Origin of the sequence: Methylobacterium sp. C25, from assembly GCF_021352225.1 — a bacterium.
Lineage (GTDB): Bacteria > Pseudomonadota > Alphaproteobacteria > Rhizobiales > Beijerinckiaceae > Methylobacterium.
This window is the reverse complement of the sequence record NZ_JAAUVI010000002.1, coordinates 339,342-360,997: the sequence shown is the minus strand read 5'-3', so window position 1 is coordinate 360,997 and position 21,656 is coordinate 339,342. Positions and strand designations below refer to the sequence as shown.

General features: G+C 65.0%; 21 protein-coding genes. 15 read left to right on the top strand and 6 right to left on the bottom strand.

Annotated features, from left to right (window positions below):
- Positions 1-117 precede the first annotated feature (117 nt).
- Together HCU64_RS08065 and HCU64_RS08060 are read right to left on the bottom strand one after the other, a co-directional pair.
- A complete protein-coding gene (locus tag HCU64_RS08065; protein ID WP_233383312.1) occupies positions 118-1,380 on the bottom strand; it encodes an O-antigen ligase family protein in 1,263 nt (420 codons plus the stop codon).
- 378 nt (positions 1,381-1,758) lie between these two features.
- Positions 1,759-2,505, bottom strand: coding sequence for a CDP-diacylglycerol diphosphatase (locus tag HCU64_RS08060; RefSeq protein ID WP_233383311.1), 747 nt, complete (start codon positions 2,503-2,505; stop codon positions 1,759-1,761).
- Between the two features lie 187 nt (positions 2,506-2,692).
- Here HCU64_RS08060 and HCU64_RS08055 point away from each other — a divergent pair, with 187 nt between their 5' ends.
- A complete protein-coding gene (locus tag HCU64_RS08055; protein WP_233383310.1) occupies positions 2,693-3,028 on the top strand; it encodes a hypothetical protein in 336 nt (111 codons plus the stop codon).
- 10 nt (positions 3,029-3,038) lie between these two features.
- On the opposite strand, the gene HCU64_RS08050 is transcribed toward HCU64_RS08055, so the two are convergent.
- Together HCU64_RS08050 and HCU64_RS08045 are read right to left on the bottom strand one after the other, a co-directional pair.
- Positions 3,039-3,263, bottom strand: a complete 225-nt coding sequence (locus HCU64_RS08050; RefSeq protein WP_233383309.1) for a hypothetical protein — start codon at positions 3,261-3,263, stop codon at positions 3,039-3,041.
- 179 nt (positions 3,264-3,442) lie between these two features.
- Positions 3,443-4,426 (bottom strand): CobW family GTP-binding protein, encoded by a 984-nt coding sequence (locus HCU64_RS08045; RefSeq protein WP_233383308.1) that lies wholly within the window; start codon positions 4,424-4,426, stop codon positions 3,443-3,445.
- Between the two features lie 339 nt (positions 4,427-4,765).
- Between HCU64_RS08045 and HCU64_RS08040 the strand changes: the two genes are divergently transcribed.
- The 3 genes from HCU64_RS08040 to HCU64_RS08030 all read left to right on the top strand — a co-directional run bounded on the left by HCU64_RS08040 (position 4,766) and on the right by HCU64_RS08030 (position 10,973).
- Positions 4,766-6,124, top strand: a complete 1,359-nt coding sequence (locus HCU64_RS08040; RefSeq protein ID WP_233383307.1) for an efflux RND transporter periplasmic adaptor subunit — start codon at positions 4,766-4,768, stop codon at positions 6,122-6,124.
- A gap of 21 nt (positions 6,125-6,145) precedes the next feature.
- On the top strand, positions 6,146-9,298 hold the full coding sequence (locus tag HCU64_RS08035; RefSeq protein WP_233383306.1) for an efflux RND transporter permease subunit: 3,153 nt from the start codon (positions 6,146-6,148) through the stop codon (positions 9,296-9,298).
- Positions 9,299-9,431: 133 nt separating this feature from the next.
- Complete coding sequence (locus HCU64_RS08030) at positions 9,432-10,973, top strand: efflux transporter outer membrane subunit (protein ID WP_233383305.1); 1,542 nt, start codon at positions 9,432-9,434, stop codon at positions 10,971-10,973.
- Here HCU64_RS08030 and HCU64_RS08025 read toward each other — a convergent pair.
- Complete coding sequence (locus tag HCU64_RS08025; protein WP_233383304.1) at positions 10,956-11,540, bottom strand: TetR/AcrR family transcriptional regulator; 585 nt, start codon at positions 11,538-11,540, stop codon at positions 10,956-10,958. The two genes, HCU64_RS08030 and HCU64_RS08025, sit on opposite strands and share 18 nt — an antisense overlap.
- A 188-nt stretch (positions 11,541-11,728) precedes the next feature.
- Between HCU64_RS08025 and HCU64_RS08020 the strand changes: the two genes are divergently transcribed.
- The 5 genes from HCU64_RS08020 (at position 11,729) to panB (ending at position 15,776) form a co-directional block, all read left to right on the top strand.
- Positions 11,729-12,661 carry a quinoprotein relay system zinc metallohydrolase 2 gene (locus tag HCU64_RS08020; RefSeq protein WP_233383303.1) on the top strand — a complete coding sequence of 311 codons (933 nt, stop codon included), beginning with the start codon at positions 11,729-11,731 and terminating at the stop codon, positions 12,659-12,661.
- A 71-nt stretch (positions 12,662-12,732) separates the two neighbouring features.
- The gene (locus HCU64_RS08015) at positions 12,733-13,548 is read left to right on the top strand and encodes a quinoprotein dehydrogenase-associated SoxYZ-like carrier (protein ID WP_233383302.1); all 816 of its coding nucleotides are present in this window, start codon (positions 12,733-12,735) and stop codon (positions 13,546-13,548) included.
- Between the two features lie 7 nt (positions 13,549-13,555).
- The gene (locus tag HCU64_RS08010; protein WP_233383301.1) at positions 13,556-14,176 is read left to right on the top strand and encodes a rhodanese-like domain-containing protein; all 621 of its coding nucleotides are present in this window, start codon (positions 13,556-13,558) and stop codon (positions 14,174-14,176) included.
- Between the two features lie 22 nt (positions 14,177-14,198).
- Positions 14,199-14,585 (top strand): thioredoxin family protein, encoded by a 387-nt coding sequence (locus tag HCU64_RS08005; RefSeq protein WP_233383300.1) that lies wholly within the window; start codon positions 14,199-14,201, stop codon positions 14,583-14,585.
- A 363-nt stretch (positions 14,586-14,948) separates the two neighbouring features.
- A complete protein-coding gene (panB, locus tag HCU64_RS08000) occupies positions 14,949-15,776 on the top strand; it encodes a 3-methyl-2-oxobutanoate hydroxymethyltransferase (protein ID WP_233383299.1) in 828 nt (275 codons plus the stop codon).
- Here the strand turns inward: panB and HCU64_RS07995 are convergent.
- Positions 15,758-16,372 (bottom strand): cytochrome b, encoded by a 615-nt coding sequence (locus HCU64_RS07995; protein WP_233383298.1) that lies wholly within the window; start codon positions 16,370-16,372, stop codon positions 15,758-15,760. The genes panB and HCU64_RS07995 overlap by 19 nt on opposite strands.
- Positions 16,373-16,611: 239 nt before the next feature.
- On the opposite strand from HCU64_RS07995, the gene rpmG reads away from it, so the two are divergent.
- From rpmG to HCU64_RS07965, 6 genes are all read left to right on the top strand, one after another.
- Positions 16,612-16,779 (top strand): 50S ribosomal protein L33, encoded by a 168-nt coding sequence (gene rpmG / locus HCU64_RS07990; protein ID WP_007565747.1) that lies wholly within the window; start codon positions 16,612-16,614, stop codon positions 16,777-16,779.
- A gap of 292 nt (positions 16,780-17,071) precedes the next feature.
- A complete protein-coding gene (locus tag HCU64_RS07985) occupies positions 17,072-17,683 on the top strand; it encodes a CvpA family protein (RefSeq protein WP_233383297.1) in 612 nt (203 codons plus the stop codon).
- A 102-nt stretch (positions 17,684-17,785) separates the two neighbouring features.
- Positions 17,786-19,276 (top strand): amidophosphoribosyltransferase, encoded by a 1,491-nt coding sequence (gene purF / locus HCU64_RS07980; RefSeq protein WP_233383296.1) that lies wholly within the window; start codon positions 17,786-17,788, stop codon positions 19,274-19,276.
- A gap of 7 nt (positions 19,277-19,283) precedes the next feature.
- The gene (locus tag HCU64_RS07975; protein ID WP_233383295.1) at positions 19,284-20,045 is read left to right on the top strand and encodes an SDR family NAD(P)-dependent oxidoreductase; all 762 of its coding nucleotides are present in this window, start codon (positions 19,284-19,286) and stop codon (positions 20,043-20,045) included.
- Positions 20,042-20,458, top strand: a complete 417-nt coding sequence (locus HCU64_RS07970; protein WP_233383294.1) for a dihydrofolate reductase — start codon at positions 20,042-20,044, stop codon at positions 20,456-20,458. The genes HCU64_RS07975 and HCU64_RS07970 overlap by 4 nt, the downstream gene beginning before the upstream one ends.
- 69 nt (positions 20,459-20,527) lie before the next feature.
- Positions 20,528-21,655: a carboxylate-amine ligase gene (locus tag HCU64_RS07965; RefSeq protein ID WP_233383293.1), complete on the top strand. Its 1,128-nt coding sequence runs from the start codon at positions 20,528-20,530 to the stop codon at positions 21,653-21,655.
- Position 21,656 lies beyond the last annotated feature (1 nt).

Below are 21,656 nucleotides of genomic sequence, written 5' to 3'. Positions count from 1 at the left end.
GGACAAGCCCCCCCTGAGGCAGGTCGACCCGGCCCGCAATTCTGAGTTGTTCGCATGGCCGCCTGGAGGATCGATAGTTAACCGTCGTTAACGCGGGGTTAACGGGACGTTCGGGACCTATGCGGCGCGGTGCCGGCGCGACAGCCATTGCAGTCTGGCCGCCTCGAGCCCCCAGACCATGCCCAGCATCATGTAGACGTGGCGCCATTTCTCGATGTCGATCTGCATGGCCTGCAGAAAGAACATCATCAGAGCCGGCCAGACGATCTGCGCATGGGCGCGGAAGGGCGTGTCCCGACTCATCAGCCGGAAGCCGACGAAGGCGGTCGCCACCACGAGGACGATGAAGGTCGCGCCGCCGAGCCAGCCGCCATTGGCGAAGCTGCCGATATACGAGTTGTGCGGCTCGAGCTTGAAGATCAGGCGCCAATGCATCGGGCCCATGCCGAAGGGCATCTCCAGGAGCATGCCGATTCCGCGGATCTGGTTGCCGAAGCGCCCGGTCTCGCCCTCGTCGTAGTCCTGGGTGACCGCGGCGCGAGCCTCGAACATCTTGTGGACCTGGTCGATCGAGAGCAGCCCGATCACTGCGACGACACCGATCGCCAGGGTCACGAGACTCAGCGCGACGATCCTGCGGCGCAGCCGCGGCGAGGCGCTGGTGCGATAGACCGAGAGGATCATCAGCCCGGTCGCCACCACCGTCCCGCCCCAGGAGCCGCGCGAGAAGGACAGGAAGATGCCGGCGAGGATCACCAGCAGCGCGGCGAAGGACACGACCGGCCGCCGCGTCGTGCCGGTGAGCAGCCCGTGCATCAGGTAGAGCGCGCCGAGCGTCAGGAACGAGCCGAACACGTTCGGGTCCTGAAAGGTGCCGGAGGCGCGGTCGTATTTGTAGAACAGATCCTCGATGCCGAGGATCTGCAGGTACCCGATCAGGCCGAGAAAGGCCGAAAACACGCAGCTCACCGTGTAGGCCTTGAGCGCGAGCTCCATTCGGCTCTCCGTGTTGTCGGAGAAGATCATCGCGAAGATGATGGAGGTGAGCACGAGATAGATGAGCTGGATCGTCCAGGTGACCGGGAAAGGTTCCGCCAAATAGGGCATCAGGCTCGTGCCGATGGCGACGAGATAAAGCAGCAACAGGCCGACCAGCGGCATCACTCCGCGATGCAGGCGGATGCCGAGCGCCAGCCAGAGCGCCATCGTGGGCAGCGCGATCAGGTCGTAGGGCGAGGTTTCGGAAAACGCGAAGCAGGCGAAGAAGATGAAGGCCGCGAGCATGACCTTCGCAAGCCCTCGGAGGGCCGCGACGAGGGGGATCTCGGCCCATGCGCCCGCGCTGTCATGCGAGGGCAGGGCGGCAGCCGTGGACGACATGGCTCGACGCGCTCCGAGGACCGCCCGACGCAACGCGCGAGACGACGCCCCGCTTCAGGCGCCCTCCCGCAAACACGCGGTCCCGTACAAGCCGTGATCAAACCACCGAATGGTTGAGATTCACGAAAGGCGAAGCCCCGCCTCCGGGACATCTGTGCGGGTCGGCCGTTAGCCCCCTTTGGAGGCTGTCATGAAAAACCCGGTGATGAGCCTTTGGCTCTCTTCCGCCCACCAAGCCGCTTCATGGTGGATGGGTCACGCCACGAACGCCATGCGCGCCCAGCAGCGCCTCGCACTCGATGCGATGACCAAGACCGCACCCGCGGCGAAACCGAAGCGGAAGCGCCGAACGAGGCGCGCCCGAACCGCCCCTCGTCGCTACTGAGCCGCCGTCGTCGCGGCCAGTGCGCAGTCGTGGTCGAGCAGCCATTCCGCATGGCTGTCGCCCGCCCGATAAGCCAGCAGGTAGGCACCAGGCACGGGATCGCCCGGAGCTGTGCTGATCATGGCAAGACTCGTTGCCCGCAGATCGTGCGGACCCGGCAGATGCGCGAGCTGCTCGAAGGGGTTAAGGCGATCCAGGGTGTCCGCCGGAACAAGCTTCCCGTAATAGCGCTCGCCTCCGAGCAGGAAGGGCAGGGGGCGCCAGTCGGCCGTGAAGATACCCGAATGGGCGCGGAGCGCTGCGCGCACCGTCGGGCGAACGCAGTCGAGATGGATGTGCAGTTGATCCTGCGAGCGCCCACCCTGCGAGTTCACGGCAAATGCGACATCGCTGGTATCGAGCCGGCCCTTCAGCGCGTCGGTGACGAAGTGACGCGCCTCGGCAGCGCCCCGCCAATAAGCAGCGCCCGACGCCTTGCGCAATGAACGATCCTCGATGCCGGCGATCCGGTCGGTCGGCATTACCACGACCTCCGTCTTCAGCAGGGGAGCCTTCAAGATGGCGAAGCCGGGTCGGTCGTGGCTGCCGAGATCGACACGCAGGCAGGGGAAGGGTTTGCCGAAAGTGGCCTGGGCAGCGACGCAGGTTCGTGTCACGACCCAGAGGGTGTCACGGGTCACGCCGGCATAAGCCGCGCCCGCGGTCACAACGAGGGCGAGCGAGGCGAGGGCGGCGCGCATGACACCATCTACCATCCGGCGAACCTGTTAACAGTCCGGGCGGCAGGTATGCGAAACCATCTTGGCGCCCGACTTGCGACGGGTCTCTCGAGGCGCTGGGCGTCACAGCGGGCCGCATTATCCCGGTGACTGCGGAACGAGTCGGCAGCACAATCGGGCAGACCGAGCTTTTCGGAAGATTCACGCGATGTCGCCATCCTCTCTCCTTCCGCGCTCTGCCCTGGCGGCGCTCCTCCTTTTGGCCGCCTCTCCAGTGTCGGCTCAAGAGCTTCTGGATCTCACGACCCCGAAGGCCGCGCCACCGCCGCCGGAGGTCGCGGCCTTCGTGAAGCGTCTTGCCGAGTGCAATCACTGGGCCGGCGAGGAGGCCACGGATGCGGAGCGGGGCACACAGATCGCGCAGGCCCGCTTCCGGCTGAGATGCAACACGGTCGAGCAGGACGAGAGCCGGCTGCGCGCCCGCTTCGCGAAGTTTCCAGCCGCGCTCGAAGCCCTCGACAATGCCGGGAGCAGCGAGGAATGAGCCTCCAGGCTCATTCGGCCTCCTCGAATCGTCCGCGGACGTAGCCGCGAGAAATCAGGCGGCTGCGATCCCGCGCACGGCGCTCCGCCGCCATCAGGTCCGAGAGCGCGTCCGTTACGGCACAGCGCAGAGCCAGTCGAGCGTCGCCATGCGTCGTCGCGAGATAGGCTGTGACGATGTCCTCCACAGGACAGCCGGGCTGCTCATGTGGCTCGGCATACGCATTCCTCGGCATGGACCTATCCTTCGAACCAGATGAGAACGAAAGAAGAACAGGACATGCGCCGAGGGGTTCGGTCAACGGTGAAATCATCGGTCGCTGCCGCGCCGGAGCGGCGGCGCCATGCGGATTTTCCCTCTTGTACAGCTAACCCGTTGGAGGAGCTGACAGTGGGTCGAACGAAGCCGTTCGCCCTATGCCTTGCAAGCCAGGAAACCCTTTCGGATAGCCTCCGCATCAAGGTTGCGGCCGATGAACACCACGCGTGAGACGCGAGGCTCGTCGTCCCGCCAATCGGCCTGCAGATCGCCGTCAAGGATCATGTGGACACCCTGGAACACGAAGCGCTTCGGCTCGTCCGGAAAGGCGACGATGCCCTTGCAGCGCAGGATGTCAGGCCCCTGCTCCTGCGTGAGCGTCGAGATCCACGGCATGAAGGTCTCCGGATCCACCGGACCATCGATCCGCGCCGAGATCGATTGGATTTCCGAGTCGTGATGGTGGTGATGCCCCTCCTCGAGGAATTCCGGCTCGACCTCCAGGATACGGGCGAGATCGAATGCATTACGCTCCAGGACGGCATCGAGCGGCACGGCGCAGTTTTGCGTGCGGTGGATCTTGGCGAAGGGATTGATCACCCGGATCTCGCTCTCGACCCGGTCGAGGTCGGCCGGCTCGACGAGGTCGGACTTGTTGAGGAGGATCACGTCGGCGAAGGCAATCTGGTTCTTTGCCTCCGGAGCGTCTTTCAAGCGATCCGACAGCCACTTCGCGTCGGCGACCGTGACGACCGCGTCGAGGCGCGCAGCCTCGCCGACATCCTGGTCGACGAAGAAGGTCTGCGCGACGGGCGCCGGGTCGGCGAGCCCAGTCGTCTCGACGATGATGGCGTCGAACTTGCCGCGGCGCTTCACCAGGCCGTCCATGATGCGGATCAGGTCGCCGCGCACGGTGCAGCAGACGCAGCCGTTGTTCATCTCGAACACTTCCTCGTCAGCGCCAACGACGAGATCGTTGTCGATGCCGATCTCACCGAACTCGTTGACGATCACGGCGTAGCGCTTGCCATGGTTCTCGGTGAGGATCCGGTTGAGGAGCGTCGTCTTGCCGGCCCCAAGGTAGCCGGTGAGCACGGTGACGGGAATCTTCTCCGAAGAGGGGCGCGCGGTATCGGACATGAGAACCCGTAGAGTTGCTGGCGGTGATGGCCGTCGGTGGATGACCTAGCACTCTGTCATATTGTGTCATCGGGCTCGCGTTAGAAGGCATCCATTGCGGCTGTGCCGAGGATCCTTCGCCATTGCCATCCGTCGCTGATGGCACTTGTCAGCGACGTTCAAGCTTGGCAGTTCAGGCCGCCCGGCGCCTGTCGCTGGGGGAGGCAACGAGCGATGTCGCGTGCCCTGCCTTACAGAAGCCGGATCAAGGAGTTCTGTGCGTCGCGACGCGCGGGCTCCATCGCTGATTCGCTTCGATCGACGATGGCCGCAGCACCGTGACCACGAGCCCGAGACAGCATGGACGCGCGCAAACCCGTTGAGCCCGAGGCAGATTCTGCCCGCGCTTATTTCGAGGAGACTCGCGAGCGGCCCCGCCGATCGATGCTGCGTCTCGGGATTCTTCTGTCGATCGTCGTCGCCTTGGTCGCAGCCGTTGCGATCTGGCCACAGCCTGTGCGCGACCTTGCCGAAAAGGCCATAGCCATCGCGCAGAGCGTCATGCCCGGCAAGAACGAGGTCAAGGAGACTGCCGGCAACAAGCCTGAGGCAAAGACCGCCAATGCTGGCGAGCGCGTTTTCCGTCCGACGAAGGAGCAGCGCACCGCTCTCGAGATCAAGCCGGTCGCGCCAGGGACCTTTCGCCCGGAATACGCCGCAGAGGGCCGCATCGCCGTCAATGAGGACGACAACGTCCCGGTCAGCTCGCCCTATTCGGGCCGCGTGACCAAGGTGCTGGCGCGGGCCGGCGACGACGTGAAGGCCGGCCAGGTGCTGCTGACCATCGAGGCCAGCGACATGGTTCAGGCCCAGAACGACTATCAGGGTGCGATCAACGGGCTCAACAAGGCCCAGGCGCTCTACAAGCTCGAACAGAACATTGCGTCGCGGCAACAGGAGCTGTTCCAGGCGCGCGCCACCTCGCTCAAGGATTACGAACAGGCCCAGAACGACGTCATCGCCGCGCAGAGCGACCTGAAGACCGCCGAGGCGACCCTACAGGCGGTCCGCAACAAGCTGCGCCTACTCGGCAAGACCGATGACGAGATCACGGCCTTCGAGAAGGCCGGGCGTATGAGCGCCGAGACCGAGATCCGCGCGCCGATCGCCGGCACCATCGTCCAGCGCAAGGTCGGCGTCGGCCAGTACATCTCGTCGAGCGGCGACCCGCTCTTCGTGATCGGCGATCTCTCCACCGTCTGGCTCATCGCCAACGTGCGCGAGAGCGAGGTGCCGAAGGTCCGTATTGGCCAGGACATCGATGCGCGCATCGTCGGATTCCCGCGCACGATCTTTCGCGCCAAGATCAGCTACGTTGCCACTAGCCTCGACGCGGCGACGCGGCGCCTCGGCGTGCGGGCGGAGCTCGACAATCCCGACCGTTCGCTGAAGCCCGAGATGTTCGCAAACTTCACCATCACGACCGGCGGCGACCGCTTCTCGCCGAGCATCCCGAGCGCGGCCGTCGTCTACGAGGGCGAGAAGGCGCATGTCTGGGTGTCTCGTCCTGACGGCGCGATCGAGGCACGCGACGTCAAGCTCGGCCTGACGAATGGCGATAACGTCCAGGTCGTCGAGGGACTGAAGAATGGTGAGGAGGTCGTCACCCGTGGCGCCATCTTCATCGATCGCGCCGCCAGCGGCAGCAACGCGTCTTAATCGACCGTTACGGGACGCGCCATGAACGCCCTGATCGTCTTCTCCCTCAAACAGCGCGTTCTGGTCTTCCTGCTGTTCCTGACGACACTCGGGATCGGCTACGCCAGCTACCTGCAGCTCAACATCGAGGCTTATCCCGACCCGGTGCCGCCGCTCGTCGACGTCATTACCCAGGTGCCGGGCCAATCGGCCGACGAGATCGAGCGCTACATCACGATTCCGCTGGAGGTGCAGCTCGCCGGCATTCCCAACGCCACGGTGGTGCGCACCATTTCGCTGTTCGGCCTGTCCGATGTGAAGGTGCAGTTCAATTACGAGTTCACCTACCAGGAGGCACTGCAGCGGGTGCTCAACCGGCTGTCTCAGCTGCCGCCGCTGCCGAACAACGCCCAGCCGCAGATCTCCCCGACGAGCCCCGTCGGAGAGATCATGCGCTATAAGATCACCGGACCGGCCGGATTCTCGCCCACCGACCTCAAGACACTGCAGGATTGGGTGCTGCAGCGCCGCTTCAAGGCGATCCCCGGGGTCGTCGACGTCACCGCCTTCGGCGGCAAGGCCAAGGAATACGAGATCGCCGTCGACTTGAATCGGCTCCAGGCCTACGGCCTGACGCTCGTCCAGGTGATCAACTCGCTCAACAATTCGAGCATCAACGTCGGCGGCCAGACACTGAACGTCGGCGAGCAATCGGCCGTCGTACGTGGCGTCGGCCTGATCCGCGACATGGACGACATCCGCGAGACGATGCTGACGCAGGTCAAGGGCGTGCCGGTTCTGGTGCGCCACGTGGCTGAGGTGCGCGTGTCGAGCGCGCCGCGCCTCGGCATCGTCGGCCACGACGATCAAAGCGACGTCGTCGAGGGGATCGTCCTGATGAGCCGCGGCGGTGAGAGTCTGCCGACGTTGCGTCGTGTCGAGGCCGAGATCGACCGGATCAACGCATCGACCATCCTGCCACCGGGCGTAAAGATCGAGCGGATCTACGACCGCAGTGGCCTGATCGAGACCACCACCCACACCGTGATGCACAACCTCGTCTTCGGCGTGGTGCTGGTCTTCGTGGTTCAGTGGCTGTTCCTCGGCTCGCTGCGCAGCGCGATCATCGTGGCCGCGACGATCCCATTCGCGCTTGGCTTCGCCATTGCGATCCTGGTGATCCGCGGCGATTCCGCGAACCTGCTGTCGCTCGGCGCCATCGATTTCGGCCTGATCGTCGATGCCACCGTGATCATGGTCGAGAACGTGTTTCGACACGTGGCCGAACCAGAACACAGTGAAGGTCAGAAGCCACCCGGCGGCCTTACCGGGCGGCTCGGCATCATCGCCATCGCCGGCTCGGAGGTGAACCGGGCGATCTTCTTCTCGGCCACGATCATCATCGTCGGCTTCCTGCCGCTCTTCACGCTGACCGGTGTCGAGGGCCACATCTTCGGGCCGATGGCCAAGACCTACGCCTATGCGCTGGTCGGCGGCCTGCTCGCGACCTTCACGGTGTCGCCGGCGCTCTCGGCGCTGATCCTGCCCAACCACGTCGAAGAGCGTGACACTCTGATCGTGCGGGCAATGCGCTTCGGCCACGTGATCGTGCTGCGCATGGCCCTGAATCATAAGTTGTTGGCGCTCGGCATCACGATCGCCGTCCTCGCCGCCGCCGGTATCGCGGGCAAGACACTCGGCCTGGAATTCCTGCCGAAACTGGAGGAGGGCAACCTCTACATCCGCGGCACCATGCCGGGCTCGATCTCGCTCGAGGCCGGAAACGCCTATGTCGAGAAAATCCGCGGCATCGTCCGGGAGGTCCCGGAAGTCGTCACCGTGCTCTCGCACCAGGGCCGGCCGAGCGACGGCACCGATGCGACCGGCTTCTTCAACGTCGAGATTCTGGCGCCACTCAAGCCCATCGACGAGTGGCGCAAGGGGCTGACCAAGGAAGAGATCATCGCCGATCTGCAGGCGAAATTCGCGGCGGACTTCCCTGGTATAGAGTTCAACTTCTCGCAGTACATTGAGGACAACGTCCAAGAGGCGGCCTCGGGCGTGAAAGGCGAGAACTCGGTCAAGATCTACGGCAGCGATCTCGAGCAGATCACGGCCACGGCCAACAAGATCAAGGCGGTGCTCGCCACGGTCCCGGGCATCGAGGATCTCGCGGTCTTCACCTCGCTCGGCCAGCCAACGGTGCGGATCGACGTCGACCGCCGCAAGGCGGCGCGGTTCGGCCTGTCGCCAGGCGACGTCAACACCACGGTCCAGGCCGCCATCGGCGGTCAGGCGGCAGGCGATCTCTACGAATACGGCTCGGACCGGCACTTCCCGATGCGCGTCCGTTTGGCTCCAGAGTACCGTCGCTCGCTGGAGACGATCCGCAACATCACGATCGGCGCGCAGCAGGGCGACAGCGTCGTGCAAGTGCCGCTCTCGGAAATTGCCACCGTCGACCTCGTCTCGGGCGCGGCCTTCATCTACCGCGAGGATCAGGAACGCTACATCCCGGTCAAATTCTCGGTGCGCGGCCGCGATCTCGGCGGCGCTGTGATCGAGGCGCAGAAGCGTGTGGCGGACGAGGTGCAGCTGCCGGCTGGCTATCACCTCGAATGGGTAGGCCAGTTCACCAATCTGCAGGACGCCGTGGCGCGTCTTACGGTGGTGGTGCCGATCACCCTCGCGCTGATCGCGCTGCTCCTCTACGTGAACTTCTCCTCCGTGGTGGACATGGCGCTGACGCTCAGCGTAATTCCGATGGCGATGATCGGCGGCATCTTCGCGCTGGTCCTGACGGGGACGCCGTTCTCGATCTCGGCGGCGATCGGCTTCATCGCGCTGTTCGGCATCTCGACGATGGAAGGCGTGATCCTGCTCGCCTACTACAACCAGCTCATTGACGAGGGGCAGAGCCGCAAGGACGCGGTCTGGAACGCCGCCAACATCCGCATGAGGCCGGTGATGATGACCTGCGTCGCCGCCTGCGTCGGCCTCCTGCCGGCGGCGGTGTCGACGGGCATCGGCTCGCAGGTACAGAAGCCGCTCGCCCTAGTGGTCGTCGGCGGAATCACGCTGGCGCCGAACCTCATTCTCGTCGTCGTTCCAGTCCTGATCTCCCTGTTCTCGCGCCGCCGTCCGCAGCGGGTCTCCGAGGCGCGGGGCGTCCATGGACAGGCAACCGCAGCCTGACACGGTGCAACCCGTGCTGCCCCCGCAACAGGCGCCGGAAAGGCTCGCACGCAACCGAAGCTTCGCGTTGACTTGGGCTCTCCGCGGGCGCCTGTGCAGTGCAGCGCTGCAGTGCGTATCGCTGGACGGGGGCATGCTGGGAGCCACGCGGAGATCGGAACGCCTGCGCTCGACCGTCGCCGTTCTGGCGTTGGCCTCGGGGCTGTCCGCCTGCGCCGTCGGCCCCGACTACATGGCGCCGGCCGATCCAGCCGTCTCCGGCTACACCCGTGGAGCACTCAAGGATCCGCACGCCGCGAGCGGCATGAAGACCGCCCAGGGCGGCTCAGCGGATCAGGATTTCGTCAAGGGCGCCGACATTCCCGGCCAGTGGTGGACGCTGTTCCGCTCCAAGGCTCTCAACCACCTCGTCGAGGAGGCACTGGCCAACAATCCGTCGCTCGACGCAGCCCAGGCCTCGCTGCGCATGGCGCGCGAGAACGTCGAGGCTCAGAAAGGCACCCTGTTCCCCACGGTCGGCTTCAACGGGCAGGGCTCCTACAACAAGGCGTCCGGCGGACAGCTGCAGAGTCCGCTCAACGATCCGACCAAACTGACCTACAGCCTATTCACGCCACAGGTGCAGGTCGCGTTCACCCCGGACGTGTTCGGCGGCAACCGGCGCCAGATCGAGGGGCTTGAGGCGACGGCCGAGAACCAGCGGTTCCAGCTCGAAGCAGCCTATCTTACCCTGACCTCGAACGTGGTCCTCGCCGCGATCCAGGAAGCCTCGCTTCGCGCACAGATTGACGCGACGAAGAAGGTCATCGCGGCGCAGGTCGAGGTGCTCAACCTCTACAACAAGCAGCTCTCGCTCGGGCAGATCGCCAGCGCCGACGTCATCCAGCAGCAGGCTCAGCTCTCGGTCTCGCAACAACTGCTTCCGCCGCTGCAAAAGCAGCTCGCGCAGCAGCGCAACCTGCTGACCGCGCTGGTCGGGCGCCTGCCGAGCGAGGAGGTCAGCGAGACGTTCACGCTCGGCAGCCTGCGCCTGCCCACCAAGATACCCGTGAGTCTGCCCTCCCGGCTCGTGCAGCAGAGGCCGGACGTCAAAGCCGCGGAGGCGCTGGTGCAGCAGGCGAGCGCCGGCATCGGCGTCGCCGTCGCCAACCGCCTGCCCCAATTCACGATCAGCGCCAATGGCGGGTCGAGCGCGTTGCAAATCGCCAAACTCGCGACCTCCGCGGCAGGCTTCTATTCGATCATCGGTACCGTCGCGCAGCCGATCTTCGATGCCGGCACGCTCTACCGCCGCCAACGCGCGTCTGAGGAGGCGCTGACGGTCGCCCAGGCCCAGTACCGTCAGACCGTCATCACTGCCTTCCAGAACGTCGCCGACACCTTGCGTGCCTTGCAATCGGACGCAGATGCGGTCGCGGCGGCGACAGCCGCCGAGAAGGCGACGAGCGAGAGCGTCGGATTGATCCGCAAGCAGTTCGAAGCAGGCGCCATCAACAGCGCGCAGTTGCTGATCGGCCAGCAGGCCTACCTGTCGGCCCTCGTCACATCGGCTGGCGCCCGCGCCAATCAGTACGCGGACACCGTGGCGCTATTCCAGGCGCTCGGCGGCGGTTGGTGGAACAGAATGGACGTCGCAGCGCCGCGTCCGGAGAAGGATCTAGCACCCTTCCTGTGAAGCGGTTGGTCTGAGACTACCCGCAAGCGCCCTCAAACTGCTCGAAAAACCTTCCGCGCCTGCAAGCAGGCGCTCCAGCAGCAACGCGCCCTCCAGCGTCGCCACCACCATGCGGGCGGAATCGGCAGGCTCGACGCTCGCCCGGATACTTCCGTCTGAAACACCGTCAGCCAGGATGCGCTCCAGCCAGGCAATGTGCTTGTCGAAGAAACGGGCAATGTCCCGGCGCAAGGCCTCCGGGAGCGTGACGAGTTCCACGGCGAGGGCGGCGCAGAGACAACCCAGGCCCTGCTCGACACCGGAGAGATAGAGCCGGCCATAAGCTTCGATCCGGGCGGCTCCATCAGAGGTCTGCTCGAGAATCGCCGCGAGCGCGTCGTCGTAGCGCGCGTCATAGGCCGCCACGAGAGCGATCGCGAGATCCTCCTTCGTGCGGAAATGGTGGTGAATGCTTGCCTTGCGGATGCCGACAGCTTCCGCGAGGTCGGCATAGCTGAAGCCAGAATACCCGCGGCCCCTTACGAGCACCTCGGCCTGCATCAGCAATTCGCTGCGTGTGTCCCTCATCGCCCGTCGTCTGTGCCTAACGGGATCACGGCCATTGCCGATCATACCCGAATGTTTGTCGCGGATCTTGACCTAATCTCTGACTACCTACTAAATGGTAGAAAGACAAGATGGAGGAAATTGCGAATGAGCGTTCCCGCGCCAGGCGGATCGACTCTCTGCGTCGCGATAACCGAGAAGGTCACGCGATGAGTTGGCGCGCCAGCCGCCGCGAGGCCGTATTCGGTGGCCTCTGCCTCTGCTGCCTTCCGACCCTCGGGCGCTCGGCCGAAGCGTTCAGGTTCGACGAAGTTGGGCCGGGCATATTCGTTCGCCGCGGCATTGACGGCGAAGCGAGCGCCGACAATGCGGACGCCATTGCCAATATCGGCTTCATCGTCGGCCGCGACTCGGTGCTTGTCACGGAATCGGGGGGCAGTCGCGCTGATGGTGCCTGGCTCCGCAGCGAAATCCGGAAACGCACCGAGAAGCCGATCAGCCACGTCGTGCTGACCCACGTCCATCCGGACCACTGCTTTGGTGCCTCGGCCTTCAGCGAAGACAAGCCGATCTTCATCGGTCACCACGCCTTACGCGAGGCACTCGAGTCCCGCGGCGACTTCTACCGTAAGCGGCTCGAAGACATTCTCGGCGCCGAGAAGGCGGGCAGCGTGGTCTATCCGACGATGGAAGTGAGGGATGCCGCGGAAATCGACCTCGGCGGACGGAAACTCAGCTTCACCGCACACGGAACGGCACATACCAACTGCGATCTCTCGATGCTGGACTCCGAGAGCGGCCTGTTGTTTCCGGCCGATCTCTTGTTCGTCCATCGCATCCCCTCGCTCGACGGCAGCCTTCTCGGCTGGCTCAAGGAGATCGACCGGCTGAAGACGTTCGGCGCAAAGCGCGCTGTGCCCGGCCATGGTCCGACCACCGTCGATCTCGAACCGGCACTCGCCAACATCACCCGCTACCTCACCGCTCTGCGCGATCAGACGCGCAAGGCAGTCGCGTCGAGTGTCTCCATCGAGAAAGCGACGAAGACCGTTGCGCAGGATGAGCGAGACAAGTGGGTCCTGTTCGACGCCTACAATCCGCGAAACGTCACCCAGGCCTACAAGGAGCTGGAGTGGGAGTGATCCCCCGCGCAGCGAACACGTATCCACGGATCGGCAAGCGCGCTAAATCCGTTAACAATCAGGAGGAAGCCATGAAAGCCTTGATCGTAGCCCTCGGCCTTTCGCTCTCGGCGTCGGCGCTGACTACCGAAATGGCTTATGCCGCCGGTGCTTCAGATACCGATCAGGAGCGCGCGGAGCGCTGGAACGATCTCAAGAAGGAGCTCTTCGCGGGCAAGACCATCGAGCCGAGCGATGCGATGGTGAAGATCGACGCGCCCAAGCGCGCGGACGATGCAGCGTTGGTTCCGATCACTTTAACCATGCCGCAGAAAGACAAGGTGAAGAGCCTGTCGCTCGTCATCGACGACAACCCGACGCCTTACGCCGCTCACTTCACCTTTGGTCCAGCTGCCGATCCGGGCGAGGTCAAGCTGCGGGTGCGTGTCAACAACTATACCAACGTCCACGCCGTCACCGAGACGACGGACGGGAAGTTCTACGAGTCCGTGAGCTTCGTGAAGGCTTCCGGTGGTTGCTCGGCCCCGATGGGCATGAGCGACGAGGAGGCCATGAAGGGCATGGGCGAGATGCGGATGAAGTTCGGCGAAATGGGCGCCGGCAAGCCGGCCGAGGCGACTCTGATGATCCGCCATCCGAACTTTTCGGGGATGCAGATGAATCAGGTGTCACGCGACTACACGCCGGCACGGTTCATCCAGAAGCTCGACGTGTCCTACGGCGACAAGCTGATCTTCCACATGGACGGCGACATATCGATCTCGTCGAACCCCGTGATCAACTTCGGCTTCAAGCCGGAGGGTAAGGGACCGATCAAGGTCGTCGCCTCCGACAACCAGGACGGCAAGTGGGAGCACACCTTCCAGGCTCCGTCACCGAGCAACTGAGCGGACGATGGCTCGCACCGACTTGAGGCGTGCCGTCGGAGTGACCGTGCTTGCAACTCTTGCAGGGCTGCTCGTGGCGGCCGCTCCGGCGGACTCTCCGGTGAACGTACCGGAGCCGCAAGACCTCTACGACGGGCCGCAGCATGGATACACACCGGAGACGCTCAAGGGCGCGACGGTGGTGAACCTCGCTGGCCTCGACAAGCTCATCGCGAACGACAAGCCGCTCCTGCTCGACGTCGTGCTCGCCGATCGCAAGCCGGAAGGCCTGCCGCCGGGCACGCTCTGGTTGCCCTCCCACCGCTCGATCCCCGGCGCGGTTTGGTTGCCAGGAGCCGGGGTCGTGCCTCTCACGCCCGAGCAACAGGCAGCCTTCTTCAAACGCATCGAGGAGTTGACCGGCGGCGACAAGTCGAAGCCAATCGTCACCTTCTGCCGGCCGGAATGCTGGGGGAGCTGGAATGCGGGCAAGCGGCTAATTGGCGCCGGTTACAGCCGCATTTACTGGTGGCCGCTCGGCGTCGAAGGCTGGCAGGACACCCATGACACGAGCGTTGTCGAAGCGGACAAGGCCTGGACGGCGTCCACCAAGGAGAAGGCTCCTCCGCCGGTCGCGCCACAGCACTGATACGTAAGAAGGGACTGGATCGATGGTCACGCGCCGTAGCCTTCTCGCCGCCTCGGCCTTGATCCTTGGCGGCTCGGCGGCTTTCGCGGCGGCGCCGGCACCCTTCGACGAAGCCGCCTTCGATGCAGCTCAGAAGGCCGGCAGACCGGTTCTGGTGACGATCTCAGCCCCGTGGTGCCCGATCTGCAAAGTTCAAAAGCCTATTTTGCTGAAACTCGGCACGGGCCCACGCTTCTCCGACCTCGCGATCTTCGAGATCGACTTCGACACGCAGAAGGCATTGGTCCGCCGCTTCAACGCGCGCAGCCAAAGCACCCTGATCGCCTTCAAGGGCAAGGACGAAGTCGGTCGTTCGGTTGGGGAGACACAACCGGAGTGGATCGAATCCTTCCTTGAAAAGACCCTCTAGTTGCAATCCTCGCGGGTATCCGCCTAGCCTTGAGGCAGATGCTGAGCCGCGCCCAAAAATTCAGCGAATTCAATTGCATCGAGGCGAATACGGCTGTTGACACCCGTCGGGATGTGGCGGAAAAAAGGCACGCCCGGAGACGGCTCGAAGTCCAGGGAGGAAACGCCCGAACAAGGGCAAGCGGGACGGGTTACCGTACCACGCATGTGATGCAGACCTCTCCGGGCTGCTTCTCTCCTCAACGATAGTCCTGATTGGATCGAACACGCGGCGCGCGCTATGCCGCGAATGTGCGTGTATGCTGCTGCCCTTTGCAGCGCGGGCACGCGTCGCCGCAGGGCCAACGGATCGAGGCAAGAAAACATGTCGCAGGTCGTCCAGTCACGGCGCCTCCGAGCCGTCGATCTCGCGCGATGCAAGGCCGAAGGGCGCAAGATCATCTCGCTCACCGCCTACCATGCTCACACGGCGAGCATCCTCGACGCCTATTGCGACTTCATCCTCGTCGGCGATTCTCTCGGCATGGTGATGCACGGCATGGAGTCGACCCTGCCAGTCACGGTGGAGATGATGATCGTGCAGGCCCAGGCGGTGATGCGCGGAACCACCCGGGCGCTGGTCGTCGTCGACCTGCCCTTCGGCTCCTACGAGGCGAGTAAGGAGCAGGCCTTTCTCACGGCTTCCCGCGTGCTCAAAGAGACCGGTGCTGGCGCCATCAAGATGGAGGGCGGCGCAAAGTTCGCCGAGACCGTGGGCTTCCTCGTCGAGCGTGGCGTGCCGGTGATGGGCCATATTGGCCTCACCCCGCAATCGGTGAACACGATGGGTGGGTTTCGGGTGCAGGGCCATTCGGCCGAAAGCGAGAAGGCCTTGATGGCAGATGCCGTGGCGATTAGCCGGGCAGGCGCCTTCGCCATCGTGATGGAGGGCATCGTCGAACCGGTGGCGCGCGCGATCTGTCGGTCAACGGATGTTACGGCGCTCACCATCGGAATCGGCGCCACCGTGGAATGCGACGGCCAGATCCTCGTGCTTGAGGACATGCTCGGTCTGTCAGACCGCGCACCGAAGTTCGTGAAGAGCTACGGCTCGCTGCGCGCCCATATCGAAGAGGCCGTCAAAGGCTACGCCGACGAGGTCCGCGAAGGCCGCTTCCCGGCTATCGAGCACACCTATCCGCCACGGGGGTGAGGCTTCAGCAGCCGATCGGGATTCTGCCGGGGCAGCATCCGGTCGAGCACGTAATCCCGGCGGATCGCAACGTGCCAGGCCGTCGCCACTATGTGGAGTCCGACCAGGAGGTAGACCGCCCACTGTCCGACGAGATGAGCCGTCTCGAAGGCCTCGTGAAGCTCCTTGTTCTTCTCGAACCCCGGGATCGGGAATAGGTAGAAGAACTGGGTCGCGTTGCCGTTAAAGGCGCTGAGCAGGAAGCCGGTGACCGGCATGATCAGGAAGACCGCATAGAGCAGCCAATGGCTCGCCTTCGCGATGAGCGCGAGGCCATGCGGTTCCGTGACCTCCGGCGGCGGTGGATTGACGATCCGCCACAGGATCCGGACCACCACCAAAGCAAGGATCGTCAGGCCGACCGACTTATGGAAGGTGAAGAGCACCGGCTTGGCCGGCTCCTCCCGCGCGAGGCTCGCGGCAACCCAGGCCAGCGGCAGCACTGCGACGACCAGGGCTGAGGTTAGCCAGTGCAGGACCTGCGCCGTCGCGCTGTAGCGCGGGATCATCGGCGTGAGTTCGGGGGTGATCGAAAGCGAGCGGTCGGACGAGGACATGCAGCCCCTCTCTCGCGTGAGCAGATCGGCAAGCGTCACGACGACAGAACGCGAATTACAATAATGTGCAAGTCGGTCGACGCCATCGGTCGAGTAGGTGGCCAGTGTAGCGCCGTGAGCCTTGACGGACGTGGCCCGATCGGGCATTGACCGCGCCGAATTCGGCCGGGGTTTCGCCCGGCCTTTTGCGTTTCGCCCGAGCGGAATGCCCCGTCACACCGCTTCAGGAGCGCCGCGCCATGGCCAAGGCCGTCACCGTCAAGATCAAGCTGATCTCCACCGCCGACACCGGTTACTTCTACGTGACCAAGAAGAACTCGCGCACCCAGACCGAGAAGCTGACCATGCGCAAGTATGACCCGGTCGCTCGCAAGCACGTCGAGTTCAAGGAGACCAAGATCAAGTAAGGCGTCGCCGGCTTGATCTGAGTGCTTCGGCGTCTCCCCGCACGCGAGACGCCCCAAACACTCTTCGGAAAAGACGCCGCTCCATACGGGGCGGCGTCTTTTTTTTGGCGATGACGTGCCGCGTCGCACGGTCGGTCGGCCATTACGAACCGTGTTTCGGCCCTGCGGCGGGTGACGGCCGAGGTTCGGCGGGGTATATTCGGTAACCAAGAGACGACGGCCTGCGGTTCTGGGGGAACCGGTTTGGCCGATGTCGTCGTGCCTTCCTCAGCCCCCACGATTGCCGACAGCGATGCCGTTTTCGATCCTCGATCTCGTGGTGCTCGGCATCGTGATGATCTCCGCACTTCTGGCCGCCGTTCGCGGCGTCACCCGCGAGGTGCTCGCCATCGTGGCCTGGGTGGTGGCCGCCGCGGTCGCCTGGACGCTGCACCCGATGTTGCTGCCTACGGTAAAGCAGCACGTCTCCAGCGACACCGTCGCGCTCGTTGCCTCGATCGCCGCGATCTTCCTCGGGACTCTGATCGTGGTGTCGATCATCACCGTGAAGATCTCCGACATCGTGCTCGATTCGCGCATCGGCGCGGTCGACCGCTCCCTCGGCTTCATCTTCGGCGCTGCGCGCGGCTTCTTGATCTGCGTGATCGGCTGGGTGTTCCTGGCCTGGCTCGTCCAGGGTAAGATGCCGGAATGGGCTGCGCAGGCGAAGAGCAAGCCGTATCTCGAGAAATCCGGAGATGCCCTAGTCGCTCAGCTTCCGGCAAACCCCGAGGGATTCCTGAAGAATCTGCGCAAGCCGAAGGGCGACGGCACCGGCGAGCCGGTTGAGCCGCCGGCTGAAACCGATGTCGGTGGCCAGAAGCGCAGCGATGCACAGCCGGCCACGCCGGCATCGGGACGCTGATCTGCGTGGAACCGTTCTTGGTTACGGCGGCAAGGCCGACTAAGTAGCGGTTTTCCAAGAGCGTCCGGAGCCCGGTTCCGGCAACGAGGATTCGGTATCGGCATGCCTGAGCTCGGCGTGAGCGTCCCTGACGTGGAGAGCGATCGCGATCCGCTGGGCGAGTATGGCGATACGCTGCGCGAGGAGTGCGGCGTCTTCGGCATATACGGCCACGAGAATGCCTCGGCGGTGGTCGCCCTCGGCCTGCACGCCCTGCAGCATCGCGGCCAGGAAGCGGCCGGCATCGTCTCCTTCGACGGGCTGGTGTTCCATTCCGAGCGCCGCCAGGGCCTCGTCGGCGACAACTTCTCCGATCGTGCCACCATCGAGCGCCTGCGCGGCCGCGCCGCCATCGGCCACACCCGCTATTCGACGACGGGCGGGACCGTGCTCCGCAATGTCCAGCCGCTCTTCGCGGAGCTGGCCAGTGGTGGGCTCGCGGTGGCCCATAACGGCAATTTGACCAACGCCCTCTCGATCCGCCGCGAGCTGGTCAGCGAAGGCGCCATCACGCAGTCGACCTCGGATACCGAGGTGATCCTGCACCTCGCCGCACGCAGCCGGAAACCTCGCATCATCGAGCGCTTCGTGGATGCCCTGCAGCGGATCGAGGGCGCCTACGCCATCGTGGCGCTGACCAACAAGAAGCTGATCGGTGCGCGCGATCCGCTCGGAATCCGCCCGCTGGTGCTGGGCGAACTCGACGGCCGCTACATCCTCGCCTCGGAAACCTGCGCGCTGGACATCATCGGCGCCCGCTTCGTGCGCGACATCGAGAACGGAGAGGTCGTGGTGATTTCGGAGGAGGGCATCGAGTCGATGCGCTTCGCTGAGCGGCAGCCGATGCGGCCCTGCATCTTCGAATACATCTACTTCGCCCGGCCGGACTCGGTGGTGAACGGCAAGAGCGTCTACGCGATCCGCAAGAATATCGGCAAGGAACTCGCCCGCGAGGCGCCGGCCGAGGCCGACATCGTCATTCCCGTGCCGGATTCCGGCGTGCCCGCCGCCCTGGGCTACGCCCAGGAGACCGGGCTGCCCTTCGAAATGGGCATCATCCGCAACCACTATGTCGGGCGCACCTTCATCCAGCCGACCCAGACCGTGCGCGAGCTCGGGGTGCGCATGAAGCACTCGGCCAACCGCGCCGCGGTTGAGGGCAAGCGCATCGTGCTCGTCGACGACAGCCTCGTGCGCGGCACCACCTCCATCAAGATCGTGCGCATGATGCGCGAGGCCGGCGCCAAGGAAGTGCATTTCCGGATCGCCTCGCCGCCGATCACGCATCCCGATTTCTACGGGATCGACACGCCGGAGCGTGAGAAGCTGCTCGCGGCGACCTACGACCTCGAGGGCATGCGCGACTATATCGGCGCGGATTCGCTGGCCTTCCTCTCGATCCCCGGCCTCTACCGCGCCATGGGCGAGGAGAGTCGCAACGAGGCCTGCCCGCAATTCACCGATCACTGCTTTACGGGCGACTACCCGACGGGTTTGACCGACCTGAAGATCGCCGGTGAGCGCCGCCTCGCCCTGCTCGCCGAAGCCGACTGATCCCGCGATGGCTGGGAATGAAGCGAAACCGCTCGACGGCCGGATCGCCGTCGTCACCGGTGCCTCGCGCGGCATTGGCCGTGCCGCTGCTTTGGCGCTGGCCGAGGCCGGCGCGCATGTGATCGCCGTGGCGCGCACGCAGGGCGCCCTCGAAGAGCTCGACGACGCGATCCAGTCCGCCGGCTCGACCGCCACACTCGTTCCCTTGAACCTCACCGACTACGACGCGATCGATCGGCTGGGCGCGGCGATCGACGAGCGCTGGGGCCGGCTCGACATCCTCGTCGGCAATGCCGGCATTCTCGGAGCGCTGATGCCGCTCGGGCACCTGACGCCCAAGGTCTGGCAGCAGACGATCGACATCAACGTCACCGCGAACTGGCGGCTGATCCGCTCCCTCGATCCGCTGCTGCGCCGCTCCGATGCCGGCCGCGCGATCTTCGTGACCTCCGGTGCGGCCTCGAAGTGCCGGGCCTATTGGGGGCCATACTCGATCTCGAAAGCCGCGCTCGACGCCATGGTGCGCACCTACGCCGCCGAGAGCGCGACCACGCCCATCCGCGCCATGCTGCTCAGCCCCGGCCCGCTGCGCACCGCCATGCGCCGCTCGGCCATGCCGGGCGAGGACCCGGAGACGCTGAAGACACCGGAGGACCTCGCTCCGAGCTTCGTGCGGCTGGCCTCCCCAGCTTGGACCGAGAGCGGAAAGATCTTCGATTTTCCGACCGGTCAGCTGCTCGCCTTCGGTCCGCCGGAGGCCCTGGCATGATCGACGTCCGCAGCATGTGCGCCATTGGCCAGAGCGGGCAGCTCGGGCTCAACGGTCATCTCCCCTGGGAGGGCAACACCGATCCCGTCTTCGTCGAGGACGTGACGCGCTTCTTCGCGATCACCATGGGCCACGTCCTGATCGCCGGCCCCAAGACGATCGCCTCGGTTCCCGAATTCGCCTTCAAGGACCGCACCATCGATGTGATCCGCTCGCACGAGGACCCCGAGGAGGTGCTCGCGCGCTATCCGGGCCGGCGCATCTATGTCGGCGGCGGCATCGCGGTCTGGAACGTCTATGCCAAGTACATCCAGCAATGGGACATCACCCGTCTGCCCTATGACGGCGAGGCCGACCGCTGGTTCGATCCCGCCTGGCTGGTAGGCGGTGCGTTGCGCATCCAGCCAACCTGAACCGAACGGCCCCGCTACACGTTCTCCGAGCCCGGTCTGTTCGAGCCGGGCGCCAGGGGAGGGCGCGGAATGGCCGGTCACGGCTACCAGTTCGGCATCGAGGAAGAGTATTTTCTAGCCGATGCGGAGACCCGCGGTACGCCGCGGCGCTCGGTGAAGCCGTTCCATGTCGAGGCTGGCGAGCGGCTGCCCGAGATCGGGCGCGAGTTGCTCCAATGCCAGGTCGAGGTCTGCACGCCGCCCTCCACGGAATTCGCGAAGGCGCGCGAGGTGCTGCATCGGCAGCGCTGCCAGCTCGGCGATATCGGCCGCGAGCATGGGCTCGTGGTCTTCGCCGCCGGCACCCATCCCGTGGCGGATTGGGCCAAGCAACTCCCCACCAAGGGCGACCGCTATCGCGGCATCCTGCGCGATGTCGGGCTCGCTGGGCGCCGCAGCCTGATCTGCGGCATGCACGTTCATGTCGAGGTCAAGGAGCCGGACAACCGCGTCGGGCTGATGACCCGGCTGCTGCCGTTCCAGCCCCTGCTCTTCGCCCTCTCGGCCTCCTCGCCCTTCTGGCAGGGCAAGCCGACCGGCCTCTCGGCCTACCGCCTCAGCGCCTTCGGTGAGCTGCCCCGCACCGGCCTACCCGAGTTGATCACCACGGAGGAAGACTACGCGCGCTACGTGCGCATCATGATCAATGCCGGCTCGATCCAGGATGCCAGTTTTCTTTGGTACTCCCTTCGCCCGTCGATGAAGTTCCCGACGCTGGAGTTGCGCATCGCCGATAGCTGCACTCGGCTCGACGACGCGCTCTCCATCGCCGCGATCTATCGCTGCCTCGTGCGCCTCGTGGAGCGGCGGCCAGACCTCAATGCCCATCTCGGCGGCGTCTCGCGGGCACTGGCACAGGAGAATCTATGGCGCGCCCAGCGCAACGGCGTGGAGGCCGAGTTGATCGACGAGGCCTCCGAGCAGGCCTATCCCTTCCCGGACTATCTCGACACGGTGCTCTCGCTGATAGCTGAGGACGTCGAATCCCTCGGCTGTCGCGCCGAGGTCGAGCACGCCCACCGCATCGTCCGCGAGGGAACCAGCGCGGACCGGCAGATCGCGCTGTTCGAAAAGGCGAAGGACGGCGAGACCAGCAATCGCCACGCCATGGATTCAGTGGTGGACTGGCTCGCCAAGACGACGCGCGGCGACGCGTGAG

Coding starts and splice junctions, on each gene's coding strand:
- HCU64_RS08065 (WP_233383312.1), bottom strand. CDS start 1,380: ATGTCGTCCACGGCTGCCGCCCTGCCCTCGCATGACAGCGCGGGCGCA.
- HCU64_RS08060 (WP_233383311.1), bottom strand. CDS start 2,505: ATGCGCGCCGCCCTCGCCTCGCTCGCCCTCGTTGTGACCGCGGGCGCG.
- HCU64_RS08055 (WP_233383310.1), top strand. CDS start 2,693: ATGTCGCCATCCTCTCTCCTTCCGCGCTCTGCCCTGGCGGCGCTCCTC.
- HCU64_RS08050 (WP_233383309.1), bottom strand. CDS start 3,263: ATGCCGAGGAATGCGTATGCCGAGCCACATGAGCAGCCCGGCTGTCCT.
- HCU64_RS08045 (WP_233383308.1), bottom strand. CDS start 4,426: ATGTCCGATACCGCGCGCCCCTCTTCGGAGAAGATTCCCGTCACCGTG.
- HCU64_RS08040 (WP_233383307.1), top strand. CDS start 4,766: ATGGACGCGCGCAAACCCGTTGAGCCCGAGGCAGATTCTGCCCGCGCT.
- HCU64_RS08035 (WP_233383306.1), top strand. CDS start 6,146: ATGAACGCCCTGATCGTCTTCTCCCTCAAACAGCGCGTTCTGGTCTTC.
- HCU64_RS08030 (WP_233383305.1), top strand. CDS start 9,432: ATGCTGGGAGCCACGCGGAGATCGGAACGCCTGCGCTCGACCGTCGCC.
- HCU64_RS08025 (WP_233383304.1), bottom strand. CDS start 11,540: ATGAGGGACACACGCAGCGAATTGCTGATGCAGGCCGAGGTGCTCGTA.
- HCU64_RS08020 (WP_233383303.1), top strand. CDS start 11,729: ATGAGTTGGCGCGCCAGCCGCCGCGAGGCCGTATTCGGTGGCCTCTGC.
- HCU64_RS08015 (WP_233383302.1), top strand. CDS start 12,733: ATGAAAGCCTTGATCGTAGCCCTCGGCCTTTCGCTCTCGGCGTCGGCG.
- HCU64_RS08010 (WP_233383301.1), top strand. CDS start 13,556: ATGGCTCGCACCGACTTGAGGCGTGCCGTCGGAGTGACCGTGCTTGCA.
- HCU64_RS08005 (WP_233383300.1), top strand. CDS start 14,199: ATGGTCACGCGCCGTAGCCTTCTCGCCGCCTCGGCCTTGATCCTTGGC.
- panB (WP_233383299.1), top strand. CDS start 14,949: ATGTCGCAGGTCGTCCAGTCACGGCGCCTCCGAGCCGTCGATCTCGCG.
- HCU64_RS07995 (WP_233383298.1), bottom strand. CDS start 16,372: ATGTCCTCGTCCGACCGCTCGCTTTCGATCACCCCCGAACTCACGCCG.
- rpmG (WP_007565747.1), top strand. CDS start 16,612: ATGGCCAAGGCCGTCACCGTCAAGATCAAGCTGATCTCCACCGCCGAC.
- HCU64_RS07985 (WP_233383297.1), top strand. CDS start 17,072: ATGCCGTTTTCGATCCTCGATCTCGTGGTGCTCGGCATCGTGATGATC.
- purF (WP_233383296.1), top strand. CDS start 17,786: ATGCCTGAGCTCGGCGTGAGCGTCCCTGACGTGGAGAGCGATCGCGAT.
- HCU64_RS07975 (WP_233383295.1), top strand. CDS start 19,284: ATGGCTGGGAATGAAGCGAAACCGCTCGACGGCCGGATCGCCGTCGTC.
- HCU64_RS07970 (WP_233383294.1), top strand. CDS start 20,042: ATGATCGACGTCCGCAGCATGTGCGCCATTGGCCAGAGCGGGCAGCTC.
- HCU64_RS07965 (WP_233383293.1), top strand. CDS start 20,528: ATGGCCGGTCACGGCTACCAGTTCGGCATCGAGGAAGAGTATTTTCTA.